At 36.8% G+C, this 6765-nt stretch carries 5 protein-coding genes and 1 pseudogene; 4 read left to right on the top strand and 2 right to left on the bottom strand.

All coding sequences use genetic code 11. From position 1 onward, the window contains the following. The 3 genes and pseudogenes from C6H17_RS02580 to C6H17_RS02570 form a co-directional block, all read left to right on the top strand. Window positions 1-205 (top strand): annotated as a pseudogene (locus tag C6H17_RS02580) (hypothetical protein); the annotation flags it as partial. Window positions 206-307: 102 nt separating this feature from the next. After that, window positions 308-757, top strand: coding sequence for a hypothetical protein (locus C6H17_RS12415; RefSeq protein ID WP_199768854.1), 450 nt, complete (start codon window positions 308-310; stop codon window positions 755-757). Beyond that, on the top strand, window positions 757-1467 hold the full coding sequence (locus tag C6H17_RS02570; RefSeq protein ID WP_005219779.1) for an SIR2 family NAD-dependent protein deacylase: 711 nt from the start codon (window positions 757-759) through the stop codon (window positions 1465-1467). The genes C6H17_RS12415 and C6H17_RS02570 overlap by 1 nt, the downstream gene beginning before the upstream one ends. 5 nt (window positions 1468-1472) lie before the next feature. Here C6H17_RS02570 and C6H17_RS12075 read toward each other — a convergent pair whose 3' ends face one another. Beyond that, a complete protein-coding gene (locus C6H17_RS12075) occupies window positions 1473-1679 on the bottom strand; it encodes a hypothetical protein (protein ID WP_005219778.1) in 207 nt (68 codons plus the stop codon). Between the two features lie 419 nt (window positions 1680-2098). On the opposite strand from C6H17_RS12075, the gene C6H17_RS02565 reads away from it, so the two are divergent. Further along, window positions 2099-4498, top strand: a complete 2400-nt coding sequence (locus C6H17_RS02565) for a TonB-dependent receptor (RefSeq protein ID WP_005219777.1) — start codon at window positions 2099-2101, stop codon at window positions 4496-4498. A 220-nt stretch (window positions 4499-4718) separates the two neighbouring features. Here the strand turns inward: C6H17_RS02565 and acs are convergent, their stop codons facing one another. After that, the gene (gene acs, locus C6H17_RS02560) at window positions 4719-6710 is read right to left on the bottom strand and encodes an acetate--CoA ligase (RefSeq protein WP_005219776.1); all 1992 of its coding nucleotides are present in this window, start codon (window positions 6708-6710) and stop codon (window positions 4719-4721) included. Window positions 6711-6765 lie beyond the last annotated feature (55 nt).

Raw genomic sequence — 6765 nt, 5'->3', positions numbered from 1 at the left:
AATCGTTATTTCTGATGGTTGTTTTGGCGATATTTCACAGAATCTGCAGCAAAAAATGCAAGACCAAAGGCACAAGGGCAATAGATTCTATCTTTTAGACATAGATGACAATGGAGATGAAAAAACATTTTTTGACACACATTGGGTGTATGATACACAAACGCAAAAAGCCCAAGTGTTGTATGCGATGGGGAATAGAATCTAGGATTCTATATTTACGCAAAGGTCTATCATATTTTACAATGCTTTGTCATAATATTGTCAATAGATTGTGTTACACTTACTAAATATCAAAAAAGGTTAGCAAATGAATAAAAATAAACTGAGTGAGATTCTAAAAAATTTGCCTAATAATTTTAACTTTAAAGCTGTGTTTGAAATAGATTCTAAACATATTTGCAGTAATGATAAAAAACAAGTTACAACTAAGCAAAACAAAATAAAAAAATCTCACGCATTAAAACAAAATAAAAAGGCAAAAAAGATAAAAGAGCAAGAGTTATGGGAAGATATACGGGACACAGAAAATGAATGGCTAAATTTTTCTACGAATTACTATGATGTAGCTTCTAAAAAATGGCTAGATTATACAACTTATTGGAGTAATCGCATTAAAGAAAAGCTAAAATTTTATGGAATCTTTATAAGTGATGAAGAGATTGGGGCATTAGATACTGACCTAGAATTTTTCTATGAATATGAGATTGATACTTTTGCTATTAGTTATAAATTATCAAAGAAATATAAGGAAGTGTAATGGATTCTAAACGAGTAATGATATTTAGTGGAGCTGGGCTTAGTGCAGAAAGTGGATTGCGGACATTCCGTGATAATGATGGCTTATGGGAAGAGTTTGACATTATGGAAGTATGTAGTGCGAGTGGCTTTGCTAAGGATAGAAAAAAGGTGCTAGATTTCTATGATAAAAGGCGGATACAATTAGGAGAAGTTAATCCAAATGCCGCACATAAGATGATAGCAAGGCTCAAAGCAAACTATCCACAAGAAGTAGTAGTCATCACGCAAAATGTAGATGACTTGTTGGAGCGAGCTGGGTGTAAAAATGTCATTCACTTGCACGGATTCTTACCTGAAGTGCGTTGTGAATTGTGTGAGACTATCACAAATATTGGTTATCAAGCTATGCCAAAACTTATATGTGAATCTTGTGGGGAAGAATCTTTAAGACATAATATTGTGATGTTTAGCGAATATGCCCCAAACTATGCCTTGTTAGCTAGAGAGCTAGAGAGACTAAGTGAGAGTGAGAATAGCTTATTTGTCTGCATTGGCACAAGTGGAGAAGTGCTAAATGTCGCACAATTTAGTCAATGTGCAAAAAAGAGTGTGTTAAATAACTTAGAATCTAGCTGGTTTGATGAGTGTTTCAATATGTGTTTTATAGAATCTGCTGTAAGTGCTGCTCCTAAGATTGAAAGGCTTGTGGGAGAATTTATAGAATCTTAAGAAGTTTAGATTTTAGATTTTGCGTTGTCTTTTTGGCTAGAATCGGCGATTACTTCGTCTCGTGCTTCGTCATTTTGCAAGTGTGGATTTGTGGCTTTGCCACTGCATATGTTTAATAAACTCCTTGCACTCGGCTCGTAAAACCCCGATTCTAACTCAAAAATACTTCCGCAGGGCGTTTTGAAATGTGCTAGATTCGAAATAATTGTCATATTGAGGCGTGAGCCGAAATATCTAGCATAGAATCTAAAACGATTTTTAGCCTACGGCTCAAAACGACAAGAATCTAGAATCTAGAGACTAGATATTTTATTGAATGATACACTACTTTATTCCCCTATACTTTTTTTGTTTAACACAAGATTTTATTCTTTTGGATATTTTCAATAGAATAATATTTTTTAACCTTGCACTACAAACCAAGATTCTAAAGTTTTAAGATAGCAAACTACTTTATTAGAGACATTCTCAATATTTTTATCTCATACAATTCCTATCTATCTAAAATCTAGTTACTCAAAGTAACATATTTTACTTAAAATATTTAATATTCAATTATGCAAGTAATTATCATAAATAATATTTTATATAATTATAATATTAATTCTTATTTTATATTTGGAGTATTTCAATGTGTAATATACGAACACAAAAAGGTTCAAAACTCATTCTATCCGCTGCATTACTAAGCATATCTTTAAGTCAAAGTTTATGTGCGAATGAAATAGCGACAAATGACAAACTGGCTGCCCTGCTAGATTCCACGCAAGGCGATACAGATACGCAAACAAAGCGACTAAATGCTGTGGTAACCTCTAGCACAGGCTTTGATTTACCACTCAAAGATGAAGCAAAAAATATTCTATTGATAGACAAAGAAGAGCTGCAAAACAAGGGGTTTTTAAACATTAATCAAGCTTTGCAATACAGCCCCCTTATCACTTTTAATAGCAATGGATTTGGCAATAATATAGACCTAAGAGGTCAAGGACTAGATTCTAATCGTGCGGTGAAAATCCTAGTCAATCGTGTGCCTATATCCCTGCTAGATACCTCTCATGGCGTTTCGCCCTATAATAATATAGATATTGACAATGTGGAAAGGATAGAGATAATACCCGGCGGTGGGGCTGTGGTATATGGTAATGGCACAAGGGGTGGGGTTATAAATATTGTTACAAAAATGCCAAGCAAGGATTTTAACCGCGTAGTATTAAAAGCGATAAGCGGGGAGAGTGTGGGGCTTCAAGGTGGGAGTTTAAGTATTGCTAGTGGTAAAAAGGTTGGTGAGAATCTATTCATAAAAGGCGATGTGAGTGCGGGATATACGCCCGGGGCGCGTAATGCTGCGGGTGTGGCTACTGATAAAAGTAAGATTAAAGCCTTTAGCAATGATAATGAGACAAATCTCTACACCGCCTTTCAAGCCCTATATAATCCCACTGAGAATCAAAAATATGACTTTAATATCAGCTACTCACACTCATGGCAGAGTATCCCTCTAAGCTATCTCTCATATACTTCTACTATTAGGAATAATGGTAGCAGTTCAACAACAATCACAAAAGATGAAAGCACCATAAAAAAAGAGCGAAACAACCCAGATGAATACACCATAAAAACGCAAAATGACTCCCTGCAAACTTCACTTAACTACACGACAAAATGGAGTGAGAATCTAGACTTTGATGCGTTAGCCTTTTATCAATTCTCACTTACAAGATATATGGAGTATGAATACTGCATTAGCACAAAGGCAACGGGATCATTTTGTCCAGCAGGTATCATGGATATGGGAAAGCCTAGCGGATTCCAAAATCATGCCGCAGGACTGAATCTAAAGGCAAAATACACAACGACAAATAATACACTTATGCTAGGACTTGATAATATCCTAGAAGCTTCAAAGCGTATAAATCATATCAATCACTTTTTTCCTATGAATGCAAAGGGGAGATCTTTTAGGGCTACTTCATCGCAAATGATACACTACATAACAAATATCACAAATACCGCCATAAAGCTATCAAATAGTCTCTATGTATTTGATAGCTTTAGCTTTACAGATTCCATAAAGCTTAGTGGTGGTGTGCGTCTAGAGTATTCTAACTATTGGATGCAAAATATCCAAGACTATTGGCAAAAAACAAAAACTAATAACAACACAACAGAATCTAGCGAATATCTTAACTTCAAAGACCACGCACAAAACCTAAGCTATGCTGCAGAAATCACACCAAGCTATCAATACAGCGATACAGGCAACACCTATGCAAAGCTGGAGTTAGGCTTTATAAGCCCTAGTGCTTTTCAAATGATTAATGCCGATCCAAACTCAAGTATAAATAGTAGCAACAATAGCAGTCAATTAAAGAGAAATGAATCAAACGGCATTAAACCAGAGCAATATATCACCGCTGAAATAGGCATGAAAGATGAAATTGACTTTAGCTATATCTCTGCAACACTTTTTTATACGCATACATTTAATGAGATTTTTGTAAATAATATCACGCATGGCACAGCCTATACATACAGCAATCTAGGGCAGACACAAAGAGTGGGTGCAGAACTTAGTGCGCAACAAAGCTTTTTTGATACTTCATGGCTAAGACTAAGTGAAAGTATAGGCATGCTTTATACAAATATATTGCAAACAAATGTCGCAAACGCCCATTTGCAGGGCAACATGGTGCCTTATGTCCCATGGCTTAAAGCAACTCTCAATGTAGAAGCTGATATTTTGCGGACAAACACCCTAAACCTTACACTCTTTTTCAATAATACCTACATTTCGCAATCACTTGATTCTACAAGCGGCACAAGCAATGCAGCGGGAAAAAGTCATATTATGAATAAGGGTGGCTATGTGCTGAGTGATTTAGGTGCTATGTTTAGCGTTAAAGATGTAAAAATTAATGTCGGCGTGCGAAATCTTTTTAACTCTTGGTATGCTACCTATCAAAAATACCCACTCTATGCCCCAGCCCTTGGTAGAAACTATTATGCGGAATTGAGATATAATTTTTAGTGCAATTTCTAAGGATTTAGAAGCTTGAAGAGTTGTAGTATCTGTGGAGATAGTTTTATAATTGCATCTGCATCAAAACAGCATATAAGACATTGCAGTAAATCTTTAGCTTTATTTGCAATTTAAGAAAATAAAACTTATTTACAATTTACAATGATGAATTGCCACAATGCCACATGTTTAGCATGGGATACATTAAACACTACATAGCTACTTTAAACTACTCTGCATTTTTTGCAATTTGTGCTATCTTTTCTACGATTTGTGGGTCTTCTAGTGTGCTTACATCTTGTGTAACTACCTCATTTCTAGCGATTGCTTTTAAGATTCTACGCATAATCTTACCGCTTCTAGTTTTTGGTAAGCCCGGCACAAATAGGGCTGCCCCAAGCTTTGCGATATTGCCTATCTCTTTACTTAAAATGCGATTAATCTCTTTCATAATCTCAAGCTCTTCAGCGGTATTATCCACCACACCTTCATGCAGCACGATATAAGCAAACAAACTCTCACCCGTGATAGAATCTAATCTACTCACACATGCACTTTCTGCGACACTTGGATGCTTTGCAATGGCAGATTCAATCTCTGCGGTGCCGATTCTATGTCCGCTAACATTCACAACATCATCAGTTCTACCTGTGATAGTGATATAGCCTTTTTCATCAATGATCGCCCCATCGCCTGAGAAATATACGGGTTTGCCATCTTTTTTCACTTGTTTAAAGTAGCTATCCACATATCTGTCTGGATCGCCCCAAATGCCTCTAATCATTGATGGCCATGGCTTTGTGATACAAAGTAGCCCTTGCTCTCCGGGGGCTGCTTTTGTCCCATCTTCATGCAAGACTTCTGCGATAATTCCGGGTAATGGCAAAGTAGCACAACCGGGGCGAATAGGTGTCGCACCGGGTAATGGGGTAATCATATTTCCACCTGTTTCTGTTTGCCACCATGTATCAACGATAGGGCATTTACTACCACCGATTTCTTCATAAAACCATTTCCATGCAGTAGGGTTAATAGGCTCACCCACCGTGCCTAAAACTTTTAAAGAACTTAAATCATAGTTTTTTGGCTCATTTTCTGCATGTGAATGCAGCATACGAATGGCAGTCGGCGAAGTGTAGAATTTATCTACCATATATTCTTCTATCATCTGCCACCATCTGCCATAGTTTGGATATGCGAGTGTTCCCTCATAAATAATAGTCGTGGCCCCACACGCTAAAGGACCATAAATCAAATAAGTATGCCCCGTAATCCACCCAACATCAGCGGTGCACCAAAAATTATCAGAATCTTTAATATCAAACACCCATTCCATAGTCATTTGTGCATACAAAATATAGCCCGCACTGCTATGCTGCACACCTTTTGGCTTACCCGTGCTACCGCTTGTATAAAGCAAGAATAGCGGATCTTCTGAGTCCATAGGTTCTGGTTCAAATGTGCTTTTTTCATGGGCTACCATCTCATTATATGAGTAGTCTCTACCTCTCACATAGTTTATATCGCAATCATTACGCGTTACTACAAGCACCTTTTTCACACTAGGACATGCATTATCTTCCAACGCCTTATCTACCGCTGGTTTTAGCATATAGGGCTTCCCTTTCCTAAACGCACCATCAGCAGTAACCACTAGCTTTGCCTCTGCATCTTGGATTCTATCCCTTAGTGCTTCTGGGCTAAATCCACCAAATACAACACTATGAATAGCCCCGATTCTAGCACATGCAAGCATAACGATAGCTACCTCTGGGATCATAGGCATATAAAGCACGACCCTATCGCCTTTTTTAATGTCAAAGTGATTTTTCAATAAATTTGCAGTTTTATTGACCTCTGTATAAAGTTTGCGATAGGTAATGACTTTATAGTCGCCCATCTCGCCCTCAAAAATGATAGCAACTTTATTTTTCTTTGTTTTCAAATGTCTATCAATACATTGATAAGAAACATTTAGCTTACCACCCTCAAACCACTTATAAAACGGAGCATTATCATCATTTAAAACACGATTAAAATCCTTAAACCAGTGAATCTTCTCTCTAGCTTGTTTCGCCCAAAAGCCCTCATAATCAGTATCTGCTTCATAGCACAAGTCCTCATATTCACACATATTTTTAATTCGTGCTTGTTTGGCAAACTCTCTGTTTGGTTTAAATATCTGCTTTGCAAATGCCTTGTCTTCATCAATATTTTGCATTATGTTCTCCTTATCCGTGTTTCTTATTAACACTTGATTAATTTAATATAATCTC

It is taken from the genome of Helicobacter rappini, assembly GCF_900198625.1.
Taxonomy (GTDB): domain Bacteria; phylum Campylobacterota; class Campylobacteria; order Campylobacterales; family Helicobacteraceae; genus Helicobacter_A; species Helicobacter_A rappini.
The sequence above is the reverse complement of the archived record's forward strand: the minus strand, read 5'-3'. Positions and strand labels throughout refer to the sequence as shown.

Excerpts from the sequence above, each read along its gene's own strand:
- C6H17_RS12415 (WP_199768854.1), top strand. The coding sequence starts at position 308 with ATGAATAAAAATAAACTGAGTGAGATTCTAAAAAATTTGCCTAATAAT.
- C6H17_RS02570 (WP_005219779.1), top strand. The coding sequence starts at position 757 with ATGGATTCTAAACGAGTAATGATATTTAGTGGAGCTGGGCTTAGTGCA.
- C6H17_RS12075 (WP_005219778.1), bottom strand. The coding sequence starts at position 1,679 with ATGACAATTATTTCGAATCTAGCACATTTCAAAACGCCCTGCGGAAGT.
- C6H17_RS02565 (WP_005219777.1), top strand. The coding sequence starts at position 2,099 with ATGTGTAATATACGAACACAAAAAGGTTCAAAACTCATTCTATCCGCT.
- acs (WP_005219776.1), bottom strand. The coding sequence starts at position 6,710 with ATGCAAAATATTGATGAAGACAAGGCATTTGCAAAGCAGATATTTAAA.